At 61.0% G+C, this 17,359-nt stretch carries 15 protein-coding genes; 9 read left to right on the top strand and 6 right to left on the bottom strand.

The window, feature by feature from the left end; translation table 11 throughout:
* Nucleotides 1-54 precede the first annotated feature (54 nt).
* Both AC0ZWN_RS03010 and eat read right to left on the bottom strand, forming a co-directional pair.
* The gene (locus tag AC0ZWN_RS03010; protein ID WP_007908505.1) at nt 55-222 is read right to left on the bottom strand and encodes a DUF2897 family protein; all 168 of its coding nucleotides are present in this window, start codon (nt 220-222) and stop codon (nt 55-57) included.
* A gap of 129 nt (nt 223-351) precedes the next feature.
* Nucleotides 352-1,716, bottom strand: coding sequence for an ethanolamine permease (eat, locus tag AC0ZWN_RS03005; RefSeq protein WP_257355754.1), 1,365 nt, complete (start codon nt 1,714-1,716; stop codon nt 352-354).
* Between the two features lie 398 nt (nt 1,717-2,114).
* On the opposite strand from eat, the gene kdpF reads away from it, so the two are divergent.
* The 6 genes from kdpF to AC0ZWN_RS02975 all read left to right on the top strand — a co-directional run bounded on the left by kdpF (nt 2,115) and on the right by AC0ZWN_RS02975 (nt 10,616).
* On the top strand, nt 2,115-2,204 hold the full coding sequence (kdpF, locus tag AC0ZWN_RS03000) for a K(+)-transporting ATPase subunit F (RefSeq protein ID WP_007899818.1): 90 nt from the start codon (nt 2,115-2,117) through the stop codon (nt 2,202-2,204).
* Between the two features lie 8 nt (nt 2,205-2,212).
* The gene (gene kdpA, locus AC0ZWN_RS02995) at nt 2,213-3,907 is read left to right on the top strand and encodes a potassium-transporting ATPase subunit KdpA (RefSeq protein ID WP_093435224.1); all 1,695 of its coding nucleotides are present in this window, start codon (nt 2,213-2,215) and stop codon (nt 3,905-3,907) included.
* A 10-nt stretch (nt 3,908-3,917) separates the two neighbouring features.
* Nucleotides 3,918-5,975, top strand: coding sequence for a potassium-transporting ATPase subunit KdpB (gene kdpB / locus AC0ZWN_RS02990; protein ID WP_476334002.1), 2,058 nt, complete (start codon nt 3,918-3,920; stop codon nt 5,973-5,975).
* A 569-nt stretch (nt 5,976-6,544) separates the two neighbouring features.
* The gene (gene kdpC, locus AC0ZWN_RS02985) at nt 6,545-7,090 is read left to right on the top strand and encodes a potassium-transporting ATPase subunit KdpC (RefSeq protein ID WP_476334001.1); all 546 of its coding nucleotides are present in this window, start codon (nt 6,545-6,547) and stop codon (nt 7,088-7,090) included.
* A 130-nt stretch (nt 7,091-7,220) separates the two neighbouring features.
* Nucleotides 7,221-9,872, top strand: a complete 2,652-nt coding sequence (locus tag AC0ZWN_RS02980) for a DUF4118 domain-containing protein (RefSeq protein WP_476333999.1) — start codon at nt 7,221-7,223, stop codon at nt 9,870-9,872.
* A 48-nt stretch (nt 9,873-9,920) separates the two neighbouring features.
* The gene (locus AC0ZWN_RS02975; protein WP_476333998.1) at nt 9,921-10,616 is read left to right on the top strand and encodes a response regulator; all 696 of its coding nucleotides are present in this window, start codon (nt 9,921-9,923) and stop codon (nt 10,614-10,616) included.
* An 83-nt stretch (nt 10,617-10,699) separates the two neighbouring features.
* On the opposite strand, the gene AC0ZWN_RS02970 is transcribed toward AC0ZWN_RS02975, so the two are convergent.
* A complete protein-coding gene (locus AC0ZWN_RS02970; RefSeq protein WP_476333997.1) occupies nt 10,700-11,743 on the bottom strand; it encodes a patatin-like phospholipase family protein in 1,044 nt (347 codons plus the stop codon).
* A gap of 215 nt (nt 11,744-11,958) precedes the next feature.
* Between AC0ZWN_RS02970 and AC0ZWN_RS02965 the strand changes: the two genes are divergently transcribed.
* The 3 genes from AC0ZWN_RS02965 to AC0ZWN_RS02955 all read left to right on the top strand — a co-directional run bounded on the left by AC0ZWN_RS02965 (nt 11,959) and on the right by AC0ZWN_RS02955 (nt 14,114).
* On the top strand, nt 11,959-12,237 hold the full coding sequence (locus tag AC0ZWN_RS02965; protein WP_064120270.1) for a hypothetical protein: 279 nt from the start codon (nt 11,959-11,961) through the stop codon (nt 12,235-12,237).
* Nucleotides 12,238-12,316: 79 nt separating this feature from the next.
* Nucleotides 12,317-13,081 carry a CHAD domain-containing protein gene (locus AC0ZWN_RS02960; RefSeq protein ID WP_476333995.1) on the top strand — a complete coding sequence of 255 codons (765 nt, stop codon included), beginning with the start codon at nt 12,317-12,319 and terminating at the stop codon, nt 13,079-13,081.
* 238 nt (nt 13,082-13,319) lie between these two features.
* A complete protein-coding gene (locus AC0ZWN_RS02955) occupies nt 13,320-14,114 on the top strand; it encodes an acyl-CoA thioesterase (protein ID WP_116256325.1) in 795 nt (264 codons plus the stop codon).
* 1 nt (nt 14,115) lies between these two features.
* Here the strand turns inward: AC0ZWN_RS02955 and AC0ZWN_RS02950 are convergent, their stop codons facing one another.
* The 3 genes from AC0ZWN_RS02950 to AC0ZWN_RS02940 all read right to left on the bottom strand — a co-directional run bounded on the left by AC0ZWN_RS02950 (nt 14,116) and on the right by AC0ZWN_RS02940 (nt 17,197).
* A complete protein-coding gene (locus AC0ZWN_RS02950) occupies nt 14,116-14,481 on the bottom strand; it encodes a DUF962 domain-containing protein (RefSeq protein WP_093435199.1) in 366 nt (121 codons plus the stop codon).
* A gap of 213 nt (nt 14,482-14,694) precedes the next feature.
* A complete protein-coding gene (locus AC0ZWN_RS02945) occupies nt 14,695-16,176 on the bottom strand; it encodes a methyl-accepting chemotaxis protein (protein WP_476333993.1) in 1,482 nt (493 codons plus the stop codon).
* Between the two features lie 214 nt (nt 16,177-16,390).
* Nucleotides 16,391-17,197, bottom strand: coding sequence for a TatD family hydrolase (locus AC0ZWN_RS02940; protein WP_476333991.1), 807 nt, complete (start codon nt 17,195-17,197; stop codon nt 16,391-16,393).
* Nucleotides 17,198-17,359: the final 162 nt, after the last annotated feature.

Genomic DNA, 17,359 nt, shown 5'->3' with positions numbered 1-17,359 from the left:
ATAGCTCCAATGGCTATAAAAAGCACAAACCCCGCCGATCAGGCGGGGTTGTGTTCAACGGTCTTGGGCGTCTTTGGCGTCCGCTTCGGCATTGCGTTGGGCAACGCGTCTGCGTTCTTCATCGGTCAGATCGACCTTATTGGCGGTGTCGCGCAACATCATTAATCCACCCACGATCGAGCCGATTGCAACGACCAGAATCAACCAGGCATACCAAGGCATAACGGCTCTCCTTAAGGGCAGGTCGACGGACGAGGATTTCGCCGTGCAACGCTGCATACCACTTTTGAGCGAAATGACTTCGCAGTGGTTCCATTCTAGGCCGCTTGCACCCGGTACACCCGAAATCCCTCAATGACCTGTCAGCATCGCATCGGCCGGTGCGTTGGCACGCAGTTGCCCGGTGAGCAGAAAGTAGCCGAAACCCACCGCCATGAAGCCGAGGAAAATCAAGCCGATCAACGTGTTAAACCACGCCATCGCCACCAGACACACCACCGCCAGCACCAATGCAATCAGCGGAATCAGCGGATAGCACGGCGCGCGAAAGGTGCGTTCCAGATTCGGCTCCGATTTACGCAGTTTGAACAGGCTGAGCATGCTCATGATGTACATCACGATGGCGCCGAACACCGCCATGGTAATCATCGCGGCGGTCAGGGTCATGCCACCTAGGTTGATCAGGCCGTCGCTGTAAATCGCCGCGATGCCGATGATACCGCCGACAATAATGGCGCGGTGCGGTGTCTGGAAGCGCGAGAGTTTCGCCAGCGAAGCGGGAAGATAGCCGGCGCGGGCGAGGGCGAAGAACTGACGTGAGTAGCCGAGAATGATCCCGTGGAAACTGGCGACCAGACCGAACAGGCCGATCCACACCAGCATGTGCAGCCAGCCGGAGTTGTCGCCGACCACGGTTTTCATCGCTTGCGGTAGCGGGTCGTTGATGTTGGCCAGGGTGCGCCAGTCGCCGACGCCGCCGGCAAAGAACATCACGCCCATTGCCAGCACTACCAAAGTCAAAATGCCGCTGATGTAGGCCTTGGGAATCGTGCGCTTCGGATCCTTGGCTTCTTCGGCAGCCATCGCTGCGCCTTCAATCGCCAGGAAAAACCAGATCGCAAACGGAATCGCGGCGAACATCCCGGCAATCGCTGGCGCACCGAACACATCCGAACCGGCCCAGCCATTCAGTGCGAAGTTGCTGAAGCTGAAGGCCGGCGCGACCACGCCCATGAACACCAGCAACTCGGCCACCGCCAGTACGCAGACCACCAGCTCGAAGGTCGCCGCCAGTTTCACCCCGAGAATGTTCAGCCCCATGAACACGATGTAAGCGCCGACCGCCGCATGCTTCGGATCGAGTGCCGGAAACTGCACATTCAGGTAGGCGCCAATCGCCAGCGCGATAGCCGGTGGAGCGAAGACGAATTCGATCAGCGTCGCCAGCCCTGCGATCAATCCGCCTTTTTCACCAAACGCTCGACGACTATAGGCAAACGGCCCGCCCGCATGAGGAATCGCGGTCGTCAGTTCGGTGAAACTGAAAATGAAGCAGGTGTACATGGTCGCGACCATGAACGAGGTCACCAGAAAACCCAGCGTCCCGGCCACACCCCAGCCGTAACTCCAGCCGAAATATTCCCCGGAAATCACCAGCCCTACGGCAATGCCCCACAGGTGCAAGGTGCCCAGTGTGGGTTTGAGTTGTGTGTTCATGCGTTTGCTCCCTGAACGGTTTGGAAAGCTCGGGGAGGGCGTGTGCAGTGGGCGTGCCATTGCTGTGAAACAAGTCGTAATGAGTTGAAAGCTGTCGTATCGGGGATGTTCGCGGTGGGATAGCTGCTTTTTGTGCGCCAGTTGAGTGCGATGTTGCTCGTTTTGCCGTCTTCGCGAGCAAGCTCGCTCCCACAGGGGAATGCATTTCAAATTGTGGGAGCGAGCCTGCTCGCGAAGAGGCCCGCCCATAAGGCGCAAAACCCACCTGTAACGCCGGCATAAATCCACTCTTTACGCTTTCTTTATGCACAGCCAACACCCTCGCTCTCGTTCCTTTACAGCCTCCTTTCCGACAATGCCTCCACACGCGGCAATACGCCGTAACACGGAGATCTTCCATGAGCGTTCTGGACGGGGTGTCACTGCTGTTGGCAGTGGGGCTGTTCATTTATCTGTTGGTTGCGCTGTTGCGCGCGGATCGGAACTAGGAGCGGCTATGCACAGTTATGACTATTGGCTGATCCTCGCGTTTTTTGCGGTGGTCTTGCTGCCGGCGCCGTTCCTCGGGCGCTTCTACTACAAGGTAATGGAAGGTCAGCGGACTTGGCTGACGCCGGTTCTCGGTCCGGTCGAGCGCGGCTGTTATCGCGTCGCCGGGGTTGATCCTAACGCCGAGCAGAGCTGGCAGAAGTACACGCTGGCGCTGCTGGCGTTCAACCTCGCCGGTTTCCTCCTGCTGTTCGCGATTCTGTTGTTCCAGGATCACTTGCCGCTGAATCCACAAAATCTGCCGGGCATGGAATGGACGCAAGCGTTCAACACGGCCGTCAGTTTCATGACCAACACCAACTGGCAGTCCTACAGCGGTGAAGCGTCTCTGAGCTACCTGAGCCAGATGATCGGCCTCACCGTGCAGAACTTTGTCAGCGCCGCTACCGGCCTCGCCGTTCTGGTCGCACTGTGCCGTGGCATCGGCCGCAAATCGACGAAAACCCTCGGCAACTTCTGGGTCGACATGACTCGCGCCACCCTCTACGGTCTGCTGCCGCTGTGCCTGTTGCTGGCACTGTATCTGGTCTGGCAGGGCGTGCCGCAAACCTTCGCGCAGTATGTGAATGCGGTGACGATGCAGGGCGTTGATCAAGTGATCCCGCTCGGCCCGGCGGCCAGTCAGATTGCGATCAAGCAACTGGGCACCAACGGTGGTGGCTTCTTCGGCGTCAACTCGGCGCACCCGTTCGAGAACCCGAGCGCGTGGAGCAACCTGTTTGAAGTGTCGTCAATTATTCTGATCCCGGTGGCGCTGGTGTTCACTTTCGGCCACTACGTCAAAGACCTGCGTCAGAGCCGCGCGATCATCGCCTGCATGCTGGCGCTGTTCCTGATCGGCGGCGCGACCTCGCTGTGGGCCGAATATCAACCGAACCCGACCCTGAACAACGCTGCCGTCGAACAGACCGCGCCGCTGGAAGGTAAAGAAACGCGCTTCGGCACCACCGCTACCGTGCTGTGGTCGGTGACCACCACGGCCGCCTCGAACGGTTCGGTCAACGGCATGCACGACAGCCTCAACCCGCTCAGCGGCATGGTCGCGCTGGTCAACATGATGGTCGGCGAAGTGATCTTCGGCGGCGTCGGTGCCGGGCTCTACGGCATGTTGCTCAACGTGCTGATCGCGGTGTTCCTCGCCGGTCTGATGATCGGGCGTACGCCGGAATACCTCGGCAAGAAACTCCAGGCGCGCGAAGTGCAATTGCTGGTGGTGACCCTGCTGGTCATGCCGGTTGGCGTGCTGGTGCTCGGTGCGATTGCCGCAGCGGTTCCCAGTGCTGCGGCGACCATCAGTAACCCCGGCCCGCACGGTTTCAGTCAATTGCTCTACGCCTACACCTCGGCGAGCGCCAACAACGGCTCGGCGTTCGGTGGCCTGGGTGCCAACACACCGTTCCACAACCTGATGCTGGGTCTGGGCATGCTGATCGGTCGCTTCGGCTACATCCTCCCGGTACTGGCTCTGGCCGGCAGCCTGGCGATGAAGAAAACCGCACCGATCGGCCAGAACAGCTTCCCGACCCACGGCCCGCTGTTCGTGACCCTGTTGACCGTGACCATTTTGCTGGTGGGCGGCCTGACCTTCTTGCCGACTCTGGCGCTCGGCCCGATTGCCGAACACCTGAGCATGGGCTTCTGAGGACTGAATGATGAATATGCCCGCAATCAAACCCGCTGCCGTCAAGGCGCCGGAACAAGCGAAAACCGCGATCTCGGCCCTGTGGCGGCCGGCGCTGGTGCAAGCTTTCGTCAAGCTCGACCCACGGCAACTGAAACGTTCGCCGGTGATGCTGGTGGTTGAGCTGACGGCGATTTTCACCACCGTGCTGTGCTTCATTCCTGACGCCGATGTACCGACTTTCGTGGCGGCGCAAATTGCCCTGTGGCTATGGTTCACCGTGCTGTTCGCCAACTTCGCTGAAGCTTTGGCCGAAGGTCGCGGCAAGGCCCGCGCCGACAGCCTCAAGGCGGGCAGCGAAGGCCTCAGCGCACGGCGCAAACTGGCCAACGGCAGCTTTCAGGTAGTGCCGGCGGCGAGTCTGCGCAAGGGTGATGTGGTGCGCGTCGAAGCAGGGGAAATGATCCCCGGTGATGGCGAAGTCATTGAAGGTATCGCGGCGGTCAACGAAGCGGCGATCACCGGTGAATCGGCGCCGGTGATTCGCGAATCCGGCGGTGACCGTTCGGCCGTCACCGGCAACACGCGACTGGTCTCCGACTGGTTGCTGGTGCAGATCACCGCCAATCCGGGCGAGTCGACCCTTGATCGCATGATTGCGCTGGTCGAAGGCGCCAAACGCCAGAAAACCCCGAACGAAGTGGCGCTGGATATTCTGCTGATCGGCCTGACCCTGATCTTCCTGCTGGTGGTCGTGACCCTGCAACCGTTCGCCCATTTCGCCAACGGCAGCCTGCCGCTGGTGTTTCTGGTGGCGCTGCTGGTTACGCTGATCCCGACCACCATCGGTGGTTTGCTCTCGGCGATCGGTATCGCCGGGATGGATCGTCTGGTGCGCCTCAATGTGATCGCCAAGTCCGGTCGTGCGGTGGAAGCGGCGGGCGACGTGCATGTGTTGCTGCTGGACAAGACCGGCACCATCACCTTCGGTAACCGTCGTTGCAGTGCGGTGTATGCCGCGCCGGGTGTGAGTGGTCGCGAGCTGGCCGAAGGTGCGCTGTTCGCTTCTTTGGCTGACGAAACCGCTGAAGGTAAATCCATCGTCGAATACCTGCGGGGTCTGCATCCACAGCCTGAGCCGGCGCTGGAAACCTTGACCGCTGTGCCGTTCAGCGCTGAGACCCGTTTGTCCGGCGTCGACTATCAGGGTCGTGTCTACCGCAAAGGTGCGGTGGATTCGCTGCTGAGTTTCCTCGGCCAAAAGCGCTCGGATCTGGCTCCGGCCCTGTCGCGGGAAATCGACAAGATCGCCCAGAGCGGCGGCACGCCGTTGCTGGTCTGCGCTGACGGCAAACTGCTTGGCGCGATCCATCTCAAGGACGTGGTCAAACCGGGGATTCGCGAGCGTTTTGCCGAGCTGCGCAAACTGGGCATTCGCACCGTGATGGTCACCGGCGACAACCCGCTGACCGCTGCCGCCATCGCCGCTGAAGCAGGTGTTGATGACGTCCTCGCCGAAGCCACGCCAGAGAAGAAACTCGCGCGCATTCGTCACGAGCAGAACGATGGTCGTCTGGTTGCGATGTGCGGTGACGGTGCCAACGACGCGCCGGCGCTGGCTCAGGCGGACGTCGGTATGGCGATGAACGACGGCACCCAGGCTGCCCGCGAAGCGGCGAACATGGTCGACCTCGACAGCGACCCGACCAAGCTGCTCGACGTGGTGCAGATCGGCAAGGAATTGCTGGTGACGCGCGGTGCGCTGACGACGTTTTCCATCGCCAACGACGTGGCCAAATATTTCGCGATTCTGCCGGCGCTGTTCGCTTCGATCTATCCGCAACTGGGCGTGCTGAACATCATGCAACTGACCAGTCCGCAGAGCGCGATTCTCTCGGCGATCGTCTTTAACGCCTTGATCATCGTCGTGCTGATTCCGCTGGCGCTGCGCGGTGTGCGCGTGCAGGCGGCGAGTGCTGCAGCGTTGCTGCGACGCAATCTGCTGATCTATGGACTGGGCGGGATTCTGGTGCCGTTCTTGGGGATCAAGGCGATCGACATGTTGCTCACGGCGCTGCATCTGGTGTGAGGCCGGAAAAAGCCCCTCACCCTAACCCTCTCCCAGAGGGAGAGGGGACTGACCGAGTGGCTCAACAGAGGTACATCGACCTGAAATACCGAGCCGAACTCAGGTCTTGAAAAGCACAAAGATCGGCTCCCTTTCCCTTCGTGAACTTAAGGGAGAGGGGACTGACCGAGGTGTTTACGAGAGCTGCACCGACTTGAAATACCGCGCCGAACTCAGGTTTTGAACTGCACAAAGATCGGCTCCCTTTCCCTTCGTGAACTTAAGGGGGAGGGGACTGACCGAGGTGTTTACGAGAGTTGCACCGACTTGAAATACCGCGCCGAACTCAGGTTTTGAACTGCACAAAGATCGGCTCCCTTTCCCTTCGCGAACTTAAGGGGGAGGGGACTGACCGAGGTGTTTACGAGAGCTGCACCGACTTGAAATACCGAGCCGAACGCAAGTTTTGAAAAGCAGGGAAATCGGCTCCCTTTCCCCCTCGCCCCCTTGGGGGAGAGGGCTGGGGTGAGGGGGAAAAGATCTCCCTGGCACCCCGCAAAAGTTTGCCCAACGAATTCGAGGATCTTGAAATGTCCACAATGATACGTCCGGCCCTGAGCCTGCTGGTGCTGATGACCCTGGTCACCGGTGTCGCCTATCCACTGGTGGTGACCGGTGTTGCGCAAGTCGCATTCCCCGCCCAAGCCAATGGCAGCCTGGTGCGAGACGCCGACGGCAAGGTCCGCGGCTCGTCGCTGATCGCGCAGGATTTTGTCGGCGATGCGTGGTTTCATCCACGTCCCTCCGCCGGTGCGTTTGCGACCGTTTCCAGCAGCGCGAGCAACCTGGCCCCGAGCAATCCGGCACTGGCAACCCGCGTGATCGACGACGCCAACAAACTCCAGGTTCCCGGCCAAGGTCCAGTGCCATTGGCCCTGCTGACCACCTCCGGCAGTGGTCTCGATCCGCACTTGCCACCGGCGGCAATTGCCTATCAACTGGCGCGAGTTGCGGCAGCGCGAAATGTGCCGGTATCGACTCTTCAGCAACTGCTCGATGCGCATACCGAACAGCCGCTGGTGGGACCGCCAGTGGTGAATGTGCTGGCGCTGAACATGGCACTGGAAAAACTGTAGTTCTGTGATGTTGCCATTCGCGAGCAAGCTCGCTCCCACAGGAGGACGCGTTCCAAATGTGGGAGCGAGCTTGCTCGCGAAGGGGCCATAACGAACACCGAATCAACATCAGCAAGAGAGAACTCCCAGCATGAGCGACTCCGGCCGCGCCGACGCGCTGTTAGCAGACCTGCCCCGTGACGGCCGTGGCCGGCTCAAGGTTTTCCTCGGCGCCGCTCCCGGTGTCGGCAAGACCTACGCCATGCTCCAGGCCGCCCACACGCAATTGCGCCAAGGCGTGAAAGTCATCGCTGGCGTCGTCGAAACCCATGGCCGCGCCGAAACCGAAGCGCTGCTCGGCGGCTTGCCGCAGCAAGCGTTGGTGCGCTCGGAATACCGTGGCGTGATGCTCGAAGAAATGGACCTCGACGGCATTCTCGCGGCCAAACCGAAACTGGTGCTGGTCGATGAGCTGGCCCACAGCAACGCCCCCGGCAGTCGCCACACGAAACGCTGGCAAGACATTCAGGAACTGCTCGCCGCCGGCATCGACGTGTTCACCACGGTCAACGTCCAGCACCTGGAAAGTCTCAATGATCAGGTGCGCGGCATCACCGGCGTGCAAGTGCGCGAAACCCTGCCGGACTGGGTGCTGCAAGAAGCTTACGAACTGCTGCTGATCGACCTGCCGCCGCGCGAATTGCTCGAGCGCTTGCGTGAAGGCAAGGTCTACGTGCCGGAACAGGCGCGTGCGGCGATCGATGCGTTTTTCACCCAGACCAACCTCACCGCATTGCGCGAACTGGCGATGCAAACCGCTGCCGCACAGGTCGATAACGATCTCGCCCAAGGCTATCGCCAACTCGGTCAGGCGGCCCCGGCAGTGCGCGGGCGCTTGCTGGTCGGCGTCGATGGTGATGCGCAGGCCGAACGCCTGGTGCGCCACGCCAGTCGCGTTGCCCAGCGCCGGCATTTACCGTGGAGTCTGGTGCATGTCGATAACGGCAGCATACGCGACGAGCAATCGCGCCTGCGCCTGCAAAGCGCTCAGCAACTGGCCGAGCGCCTGGGCGGTGACGTGGTGTTGCTGCGCGCTGGTGAGGTGGCGAAAACCCTGATCCAGCATGCTGCCGAACGCCGTGCGAGTCTGGTGTTGGTCGGCCAGTCCCGGCCACGTCTGCGCCGGCGTCTGTTCGGCGGCGGACTCGCGGCGCGCCTGCTGCGTCAGGCTCACGGGCTGGAGATCAACGTCCTCGACAGCGATCAGCAACAGCATCAACCGCGCCCGCGCAACGCGCTGACCCTGGTGTGGTTCGACTATGCCTTGGCGCTGGTCGCCACCGTATTGGCCACCGCCCTGGCGTGGGCAGTGTCGAGCGTGCTGCCGCTGCCGAACATCTCGCTGGTGTTCCTTGCGGCGGTGCTGCTGGTGGCGGTGCGCAGCAGTCTCGGTCCGGCGCTGGCCTGTGCCGCGCTGTCGTTTCTGACCTATGACTTCCTGTTTATCCCGCCGAATTTTTCCTTCAGTATTCAGCGCGAAGAAGACGTGCTGACCTTGCTGTTCTTCCTGTTGATGGCAGCGCTCACCGGCAACCTCGCGGCGCGTCAGCGTCGGCAATTGCAAGCCCTGCGCGACACCCAGGAAGAGACCACTGAACTGCTCGACCTGTCGCGCAAACTCACCGCTGCGACCGATCGCCAAGCGGTGGTCAGCGCTGCCGCGCAACACCTCAATGGCTGGAGCGATCTGCAGTTATGCCTGCTCAACCGGGACGGGCAGGGCGGCTGGAAGGTCGAGACCGGCGGGCCGTTGGAGTTTACCGAGTCCGAACGCGCCGCCGCTGACTGGGCCTGGCAACACGATCAACCGGCAGGCATGGGCACTGGCACGCTGCCGTTCGGACGCTGGTGGTGGTGGCCGCTTTCGGTCGAGGACGGGCCGCTGGCGCTGCTCGGTGTCTGCGCCAAAGAAGGCCAGACCTTGAGTGGCCAGCGTCGCCGCTTGCTCACCGCGTTGAGTCAACCGCTCGCCCAAGCGTTGGCGCGCGCGCAGTTGGCTGATGACCTGGAAGCTGCGCGCCTGCACGGTGAAACCGAACAACTGCGCAGTGCCTTGCTGGCCTCCGTGTCCCACGATTTGCGCACGCCGCTGACGGCCATGCGCGGCAGCATCGACAGCCTGTTGGCCCTCGGCGAAGCGATCCCGCTGGAAGATCGTCGTGAACTGCTCGAAGGCACCCGCGATGAAGCCGAGCGCCTTGATCGCTACATCCAGAATCTGCTCGACATGACCCGCCTCGGCCACGGCGCGCTGAAGCTGGCGCGGGACTGGGTGTCGCCGGCCGATATCGTCGGCAGTTCGCTCAATCGCCTGCGTGCGGTGCTCGCGCCGTTGCAGGTCAGCACTGATGTGCCTAGTGAATTGCCGCTGTTGTTCGTGCATGCCGCGCTGATCGAGCAGGCGCTGGTCAATGTGCTGGAAAACGCAGCGCGTTTCTCACCCGCTCACGGTCGCTTGCAACTGAGCGCAGGCGCGGATGACCAAGAGATTTTCTTCTCGGTCAGCGATGAAGGGCCGGGGATTCCGGAGGATGAGCGGGCGAAGATTTTCGACATGTTCTACACCGCTGCCCGGGGTGATCGTGGCGGCCAGGGCACGGGCCTCGGCCTGGCGATCTGTCAGGGCATGGTTGGCGCGCACGGCGGGCGCATCAGCGTCGCCGACGGCATCGAGGGACACGGCACCTGCATCACTTTGCACTTGCCGTTGCAGACGCAACCGGGGATGGACGATGAAGGCTGAAGCTGACTGCGCTACTCTCTTGCCAATCATTTGTGTTGATGTGAATTCATGAGCCAGACCACGACCATTTTGGTCATCGACGACGAACCGCAGATCCGTAAGTTCCTGCGCATCAGCCTTACCTCACAGGGCTATAAAGTGCTCGAGGCCGGCAACGGTGCCGAGGGTTTGGCGCAAGCGGCGCTGAACAAACCGGACCTGCTGGTGCTCGATTTAGGCCTGCCGGACATGGATGGCCAGCAAGTGCTGCGCGAGTTTCGCGAGTGGGCGACGGCGCCGGTGCTGGTGCTGTCGGTGCGCGCGAGCGAAGGGCAGAAAGTCCAGGCGCTGGATGGCGGCGCCAATGACTACGTGACCAAGCCGTTCGGCATTCAGGAGTTTCTCGCCCGAGTCCGCGCCTTGTTGCGTCAGGCTCCGGCAGGGGAGGCGCAGCAGGCAGCGCTGAGCTTCGGCCCGCTGACCGTGGATCTGGCTTATCGGCGGGTGTTGCTCGACGGTGTCGAAGTGGCGCTGACCCGCAAGGAATACGCGGTGCTGGCGCAACTGGCACGGCATCCGGGGCGGGTGATTACCCAGCAACAATTGCTCAAGGATATCTGGGGGCCGACCCACACCGAGGACAGCCATTATCTGCGGATTGTGGTGGGGCATTTGCGCCAGAAACTGGCGGATGACCCGACGCGGCCGCGGTTTATTGTCACGGAGGCCGGGGTTGGCTATCGGCTGTTGGAATCTGCGGGATAGCTAAAAGATCGCAGCCTTCGGCAGCTCCTACATTGGAATGCGTTCCCCTGTAGGAGCTGCCGAAGGCTGCGATCTTTTGATCTTTATTGCTGCTGCTCACTGTCATACCGATCCAGCGTATCCCGCGCAATCTCGCGCCCCAACGCGATCAACTCCGGCGCCTTGTAAAACTCGAAAAACCGGCACACCCGCTTCGGTACATTGATCAGGATATCCGGCGGATATCCGGCGATCTTGTACTGCGCCAGCGAGGTTTGCATGACCTCGAAACTCTGGTTGATCAAGTCCAGCAACGAGGCCGGTCCGACGTTATCGATGATGAATGAACCGGTCGCCGATTTCGGTGCGCCTTCACGCTCGGGCGCGGCTGCCGGTTGCTGGCTCTCCGGCTCGGCGCCGTCCAGCCAGGGATTGATGTCCGCCGCTTCGGCGCGCAGCGCTTCCTGTTCGAGCCGCAACAATTGCTCGGCCTGTGTACGGCGGAATGGCATCTTCGATCCCAGCGAACTGATCAGGCTGTCGAAGCGTGAGCGAAAAGCGGCAGGGCGCTGGATCACCGGCAATTTGTAGTGACGCTGATTGGTCGAATTGAGATTGACCGCAATGATCAGATCGCAGTGGCTCGACACCACTGGCACGATCGGCAACGGGTTGAGAATGCCACCGTCGACCAGCATGCGATTGCCTTGCATCACCGGGGTGAACAGGCTGGGAATCGCCGCCGAGGCGCGCATCGCCTGATGCAGGCAGCCTTCCTGAAACCAGATTTCCTGCTGGTTGGTGAGGTCGGCGGCGACGGCGGTGTAGGGGATGCGCAAATCTTCGATGTTGACCTCGCCGACGATCTTGCGGATCTGTCCGAAGACCTTTTCGCCGCGAATCGCGCCGAGGCGAAAACTCACGTCGACCAAGCGCAGCACATCCAGATAATCGAGACTTTCGATCCAGTTCTTGTATACGTCGAGTTTGCCGGCGGCATAGATCCCACCGACCACGGCGCCCATCGAACAGCCGGCAATGCAGGCGATTTCGTAACCGCGTTTCTCGATCTCTTCAATGACCCCGATATGGGCATAGCCCCGGGCGCCACCGGAGCCCAGTACCAGCGCGACACGTTTTTTTTTCATCCAGCGTCCTCCCGACAAGGTTCCACAATGCACCCATCGCCGGGCAGGCTCAATCGCCGAGGTCGTTGAGTGCGCCGGTGACGTCGTTTTTTCGCTACTGCATGGCCCTTCAGCGCTATCCTTCTCAGTTGCGCGGTTTCACCCGCCGGCAAGGCACTTTTTCGTAGCCCGGCCGTCTTACCTGCACGACTGTTGACCTATTTGAGGTGTGAGAGATGAAAGCCTGGATCTGTGTGCCGTTGATGGCTCTGGCATTGGCCGGTTGCGCCGGTAAAACCGCTTACCGCGACAGCTGCGGCAGCCAGCTCGACGCGGCCTGGCATGAGCTGGATCTGGCCAAGGCCGAAGGCTTTGCCGGCACTGTCAGCTACTCCAAAGCGTTGTCGCTGCTGACCGCCGCGAAGACCCAGCAGCAATTCGAAGGGTTCGAAGGCTGCAGCAACAAAGCCGAGAAAGCGCGTTTCTACATTCGCGAATCCCGCGCCGGCCGCTAAGCTGCTGACGTGAAGCAAGGACGCTGCTTTGACTGAGCGGCAAAATGAACCTTGAAGCCATTTGAATCAGGAGCAAGTGATGTCTGCGTTGGTTGACCGGTTGGTGGCTCATGTCCTGAGTCTGGAAGTGCGCCTGCTGACCTGTCAGGCACGGCTCACTGCACGGACCGACCCCGAGGCGCTACATGATCTGCGCACTACGGTGCGGCGCTTGCGCAGTCTGTTGCGGCCATTGCGCGGTCTGCCCGGTGTCGAACAACTGGAAGATGCCGCTTCGGCGGTCGGCCAATTGACCACGCCGTGGCGTGATCGCGAGGTGCTGGCGGCTTATCTGCTTGCGCATGATCAACCGGCAGCGGCGCAACGGCGCATGGCGCAAATGGCCGAGGCTTATCCGGCGCTGGCGGCGAGCGCCGAGGTGGCTTCGCTGCTGATGATTCTCGACGCTTTCCCGCGATTTCTGCGTGCGTCTCAGCGTCAGGGCTTGCTCAAGGGCTTGGACAAACGCATCGAAAAACGCTTGGGCAAGCAATGGCAGAAACTCGACGAGGCGCTGCACGATCCCGCTCACGACCGTCATCGCCTGCGTTTGCTGATCAAACGCGTGCGCTACGGCATCGAAGCCTATCCCGAACTCGACCGCTTGCCCGAGGCGGCGCTGGCTCGCCTCAAGTCTGCCCAAGGCGCGCTGGGCGACTGGCACGATTGCTGGCAGTGGCTGGCGAAGGCTGAGCTTGAGGCGGATCTGCAGCCCTGTGTCGCCACTTGGCAGGCGACCATGATCAAAGCCGAAAGCAAGGCAGATCGCGTGCTGGAAAAACTCAGTTCAGCCTGTTTCAAATAATCCTGAAATCACCACATCCCCTTGTGGGAGCGAGCTTGCTCGCGAATGCATTCTGTCAGGCGGTACATTCTTACCTGACACACCGCTTTCGCGAGCAAGCTCGCTCCCACAGGGTGTTGTGTGTGTCGGTTAGCCCGGTAAGGCCTTTCTGTCAGCCCATTTGACCGGAATAGACGCTGCGGCGCTCTGCAGCTCTGGTTAAGATCCCTGCATTCCTTTCTTGTTTTCTGAGGTTGCCATGCGCTTTAGCGATCTGCTCGAGGCGGTCCGCCGCCAACCGGAACTGACGATCCCTGCCGAATGGGGCCAGGGCCGTGCCAGTTTCGGTGGTCTGGTGGCCGCGCTGCAATATGAAGCCATGCGCGCGAAAGTCCCGGCAGATCGCCCGGTGCGTTCGCTGGCGATCACCTTTGTCGGCCCTGTCGAACCTGAAGTCCCGGTGAGTTTCGAAGTCGATGTACTGCGCGAAGGCAAGGCCGTTAGCCAGGTCATGGGCCGGGCGATGCAGAATGGTCAGGTGGTAACGATCGTTCAAGGCAGCTTCGGTGCTTCGCGGCCGTCGGAGGTGGCAGTCGAAGCCTATTCGGCGCCATCAATGAAGCACTGGGGCGAATGCCAGGAGTTGCCTTACATCAAAGGCGTGACCCCAGAATTCATGCGTCATTTGGCGATGCGCTGGAGCGTCGGCGGCATGCCGTTCACCGGCACGCAATCGCGGCTGATGGGCGGCTGGGTGCGGTTACGCGGAGATGTCAAAGAAGAACCGGTCAACGAGGCGCATCTGCTGGCCCTGGTGGACGCGTGGCCGCCCGCGCTGTTGCCATATCTGAAGAAGCCGGCACCGGGTAGCACGCTGACCTGGACCATCGAATTCGTGCAGCCGCTACACGATTTGAGCACGCTGGACTGGTGCCAATATCTGGCCGATATCGAATACGCCGCCGACGGCTACGGCCATGTCGCCGCCAAGCTGTGGAGCGCGGAAGGAGAGTTGATTGCGATGAGTCGCCAGACCGTTACGATTTTCGCCTGACTCAATGCCGACGGTGGCGTTCACGCCAGGCGCGCCACCAGCCGCCACTGAGAAAGTAGCGCGGAAAGGTCAGAAACTGCTCGACCAGTAAACGCGAGACGGCATCTTTACGATCACTGAACGGCTCGGAGGCTTGCGCCTCCAGGCTGTGGCCGTGGCGCTGCAAACCCAGCGCCGCGATGATGCCGATCACGCCGATGGCCACACTGGCCAGACTCAGGCTGAACACTCCGGAGACGATCAGCAGAAACGCGACGATAAACAACGGCACGGCAATCAGGTGCAGCACCAGATTGGTCGGGTGCTGATGATTGCCCGGGTACGCGCGCCATTGCCACGCGGGAAGGTTGGGGTGACGTTTGCCCATGTTTTCTACTCCTCGATCCTTGTTGAACACATGGTTGAAGAATAGGCCTGGGCACGGAGGGCGGCGAATCAAGGTTGGCTATTGAAGTGATAGGCGTCATCGCAAGATTCGATGTTGCCGGGGCTGACGCTTTCGCGAACAGGCTCGCTCCCACATTGGATCGGTGCGCACACAAATCCCCTTGTGGGAGCGAGCTTGCTCGCGAAGGGGCCGTCAGAGTTTCAGTTGACCGATCGCCTTGCTCAATTCCCCGGCCAACGTCGCCAGTTCATTACTCGTGGTCGCCGAATCCACAGTCTGCTGCACCGTGTTCTCGGTCACATCACGAATGCTCACCACCGCCCGGTTCATCTCTTCCGCGACCTGGCTCTGCTGCTCCGCCGCCACGGCAATCTGCGTGTTGCTCTCACGCATCTGCGCCACCGCGCCGGTGATTTCCGCCAGCGCCGCACCGGCCTCTTGCGCTTGCTGCACGCAGTCGTCGGCCTTGTACGAACTTTCCTGCATGAAATCCACCGCATCGCGAGTGCCAGCCTGCAAGGCCGAGACCATCGTGGTGATCTCGTCGGTCGAGGTCTGCACGCGTTTGGCGAGGTTACGCACTTCATCGGCGACCACGGCAAAGCCGCGGCCCATCTCCCCAGCGCGGGCCGCCTCGATGGCGGCGTTCAGTGCCAACAGGTTGGTTTGCTCGGCAATGCTGTGAATCACGCTGACCACGCCGTTGATCTTCTGGCTGTCCTCGGCCAGTCGTTGAATCATCTCGGCCGTCTGCTGCACTCCGCTGGAGAGTCCGGCAATCGACTGCTGCACCCGCGCGACCACTTGCTGACCGCTGCCGGCGAGGCCATCGGCGGCCTGCGACAGGTCGCGTGTGGCGCCGGCGTGCTGGGCGATGTGGTAAACGGTGGCGGTCATTTCGTTGATCGCGGTGGCGGCCTGATCGGTTTCGCTCTGCTGGCCGAGCATGCCGTGGCGCACTTCGTTCATGCTCGACGCCAGCCGTGCCGCGCCGACATCCAGTTGCCGCGCGGTGTTGGCGACGGTCGTCACAACGCGCTGGTAACCGGCCTGCATCGCGTTAAACGCATTGGCCATCTGCCCGACTTCGTCTTTGCCGGCCAGCGGCACACGGGCCGAGAGATCGCCGCTTTTCTCGACGTGGAGCATCACGTCTTTCAAGGTGTTGAGCTGGCTGAGCAGGAAGCGGATTAAAAGTTGCGAGGCGCACAGCATGGCGAACATCAGGATGAACACTGCCACCGCATAGTTGGCGAAACGTTCGCTGAACACTTGGCTCAGGCTCGGACCATAGGCAATCACCGCGACCTGCTGACCATCGGCGCGGCTGAACACTTCGGCGCCCATTAACGGATTGTCGCCGAACAGCGGCATATGATTGATGTCGTTCCAGCCGTTGCTTTCCGTGATTTCCAGCAAGGGTTGATCGTTCAGGCGCGGTGCTTCGCCGCGTTTAAAGGTCAGCACTTGATCAGCTTTCGGCAATGGCTGCCCGGCCGGCCAGGCCTTGAGCAATTGCGCCTGAGCTTGCGCCGATGCCTGTGATGCGTTACTGCGCGCCTGTTGTTCGAGCTGCACGGCGTACAGCACCAGCAACAGGGTTGTGACGAAGGCGACCGCATTGACCGCCCAGAATTTGTATTTCAGCGAGATATTGCTAAGCCAGGCACCCATGGAGGTCTTCTCTGATAGCGGAAACAGTTTTGGCAAGGTGCCATTATTGTGCCGCTATGCAGATTTGCGGATCTTGATATGAGTCAACAGACCGCACGGTCCCGCCCTTGTAGGAGTGAGCCTGCTCGCGATGACGGTGTGTCAGTCACCTCAATGTTGAATGAGCTGCCGCCATCGCGAGCAGGCTCACTCCTACAGAGGAAATTGGGGTGTGTCAGGAAAGGGTGGGGAGGTTGTAGAACGCGCGGGCGCACGCGGTGGTGTGCGCCGCCAGATCTTCCTCGGTTTCGCCACGATGCAACGCTACTTCACGCAGCACTTCAGTCAGATACGCCGGCTCATTGCGACCGTTTTTCGGCTTTGGGCGCAGCGTGCGCGGCAGCAAATAAGGCGCGTCACTTTCCAGCATCAAGCGCCCGCGTTTGATCTCTTTCACCAGCGGATGCAAATGCGTGCCTCGGCGCTCATCACAGATCCAGCCGGTGATGCCGATATGCAGATCCAGGTCGAGATAGCTGAACAAGGCTTTTTGCTCGCCGGTGAAGCAATGCACCACAGCGGCGGGTAATTGATCGCGGAAGTCTCTGAGGATTTCCAGCAGGCGCTGGCTGGCATCACGCTCGTGCAGGAACACTGGCATTTGCAGTTCAACGGCTAGCGCCAAGTGTTCCTCAAGGACTTTTTCCTGCTGTGGGCGCGGCGAGAAATCACGGTTGAAATCCAGCCCGCATTCACCCACGGCTACCACGTTTTTCTCCTGCAGCAGACTGCGCAAACGGCTTGCGCTATCAACGTTCCAGTCACTGGCCGAATGCGGATGAATACCGGCGGTGGCGAACAGGCGCTGGCCGCTTTCATCGAGTTGCTGGCGCAGCTCCAGGGCTTGCTCGCTGCCCTCGACGCTGGTGCCGGTCAGCACCAGTTGGCACACGCCCGCGGCATAGGCGCGCTCGAGTACGGCCTGATGTTTGTCGGCGAAACTGGGGTTGGTCAGGTTGACGCCGATATCGATGAGTTGCATGGTTGCTACCTCGGGCCGAAGGCCGGAAAGCATACCAGAGCTGTAGATTCATAAGAAAAGCCAAGAACTACAACGAGTTATAGCTGTCTGTTGATGCCGCGACGCAGACCGGTTTGGTAGAAGTGCCATTACTGTGCCAGTCTCTCGCACGTTGCCAGCGCT

Source organism: Pseudomonas sp. 3B-A001-10F (genome assembly GCF_056313565.1).
Note: the sequence above shows the minus strand (reverse complement) of the source record. Positions and strands in the feature narration are given on the sequence as shown.

What these genes read in the sequence shown, in the direction of transcription:
- AC0ZWN_RS02955 (WP_116256325.1), top strand. Translation starts at nt 13,320, where the DNA reads ATGCGCTTTAGCGATCTGCTCGAGGCGGTCCGCCGCCAACCGGAACTG.
- AC0ZWN_RS02980 (WP_476333999.1), top strand. Translation starts at nt 7,221, where the DNA reads ATGAGCGACTCCGGCCGCGCCGACGCGCTGTTAGCAGACCTGCCCCGT.
- kdpB (WP_476334002.1), top strand. Translation starts at nt 3,918, where the DNA reads ATGAATATGCCCGCAATCAAACCCGCTGCCGTCAAGGCGCCGGAACAA.
- AC0ZWN_RS03010 (WP_007908505.1), bottom strand. Translation starts at nt 222, where the DNA reads ATGCCTTGGTATGCCTGGTTGATTCTGGTCGTTGCAATCGGCTCGATC.
- kdpA (WP_093435224.1), top strand. Translation starts at nt 2,213, where the DNA reads ATGCACAGTTATGACTATTGGCTGATCCTCGCGTTTTTTGCGGTGGTC.
- AC0ZWN_RS02965 (WP_064120270.1), top strand. Translation starts at nt 11,959, where the DNA reads ATGAAAGCCTGGATCTGTGTGCCGTTGATGGCTCTGGCATTGGCCGGT.
- AC0ZWN_RS02970 (WP_476333997.1), bottom strand. Translation starts at nt 11,743, where the DNA reads ATGAAAAAAAAACGTGTCGCGCTGGTACTGGGCTCCGGTGGCGCCCGG.
- AC0ZWN_RS02950 (WP_093435199.1), bottom strand. Translation starts at nt 14,481, where the DNA reads ATGGGCAAACGTCACCCCAACCTTCCCGCGTGGCAATGGCGCGCGTAC.
- AC0ZWN_RS02960 (WP_476333995.1), top strand. Translation starts at nt 12,317, where the DNA reads ATGTCTGCGTTGGTTGACCGGTTGGTGGCTCATGTCCTGAGTCTGGAA.
- AC0ZWN_RS02975 (WP_476333998.1), top strand. Translation starts at nt 9,921, where the DNA reads ATGAGCCAGACCACGACCATTTTGGTCATCGACGACGAACCGCAGATC.
- eat (WP_257355754.1), bottom strand. Translation starts at nt 1,716, where the DNA reads ATGAACACACAACTCAAACCCACACTGGGCACCTTGCACCTGTGGGGC.
- AC0ZWN_RS02940 (WP_476333991.1), bottom strand. Translation starts at nt 17,197, where the DNA reads ATGCAACTCATCGATATCGGCGTCAACCTGACCAACCCCAGTTTCGCC.
- kdpC (WP_476334001.1), top strand. Translation starts at nt 6,545, where the DNA reads ATGTCCACAATGATACGTCCGGCCCTGAGCCTGCTGGTGCTGATGACC.
- kdpF (WP_007899818.1), top strand. Translation starts at nt 2,115, where the DNA reads ATGAGCGTTCTGGACGGGGTGTCACTGCTGTTGGCAGTGGGGCTGTTC.
- AC0ZWN_RS02945 (WP_476333993.1), bottom strand. Translation starts at nt 16,176, where the DNA reads ATGGGTGCCTGGCTTAGCAATATCTCGCTGAAATACAAATTCTGGGCG.